The sequence below is a fragment of the Paenibacillus sp. P4_E11 genome (assembly GCF_056401635.1).
In genome coordinates, this window is record NZ_JBFUIX010000606.1 from 1 (window position 1) to 825 (window position 825).

General features: G+C 39.6%; 1 protein-coding gene. It reads right to left on the reverse strand.

Translation table 11 applies throughout. The features are described from left to right. Positions 1-131: 131 nt before the first annotated feature. On the reverse strand, positions 132-825 hold a 694-nt coding region (locus AC1DWB_RS36395; RefSeq protein ID WP_477545908.1), incomplete at its 5' end, for a site-specific integrase.

Here is an 825-nt window from a genome sequence, read left to right on the forward strand (position 1 = left end):
GTTAATGACATTGTTATAAATCAAGGGTTTTTTTCTTTTTCTGAGGGAGTTTCAAGATCAACAATTCACTGTGGTCACAGAATTGGTCACAAAACCGTTCTAAAAAGCATGTTCCCATTGGTTTTGAGGTATCAAGCCTTTGTTTGGAATAGCATATCACCATACCGTTGAGCAGTTTCTTTATGGACGCTTGGGAGTACATGACTATATGTGTCCAAAGTTATCCTAATATCGGAGTGGCCTAATATTTCTTTAACTATCTTGGGATTGATACCTTCTTTTAGCATCAATGTCGCTACAGTATGACAGAGATCATGGAACCGAACCTTTGGTACGTCCGCTGTTTTAATCAGATTGTAGAATGTACAGAGAAGATTTCTTGGCAATGTTGGCGTTCCGTTTGAGGTACAAACAATCAAGTCCATATCTTTGTATGTAGCTGGATCATGGGCAAGTTTCTCCTGTTTTAGTACTCGTTGATGCCTTTTTAGCTCCATGACGGTCTTTTGAGCAATTGAGATCGTCCTTGTACTTGCCTTTGTCTTTGTTTCAGAGGAAAGGTATTTACCATCATGGCTCAATGTTTGACGAACAATTAAAGCAGCAGCTTCGATATCGATATCCTTCCACCGAAGTCCTAAAATTTCGCTTTGTCTCATTCCGGTCGTAAGGGCAAGTAAAAAGGCGATATACAACCTGTATTCATTGGCGTTTTGTAAGAATCGAGTAGTTTCCTCCAATGTCCAAACCTGCATCTCTTTTCGGGTTACTTTCGGTGTCTCAGCGTCTTGTACTGGATTATGGGTAATGTATTTTCTTTTAACC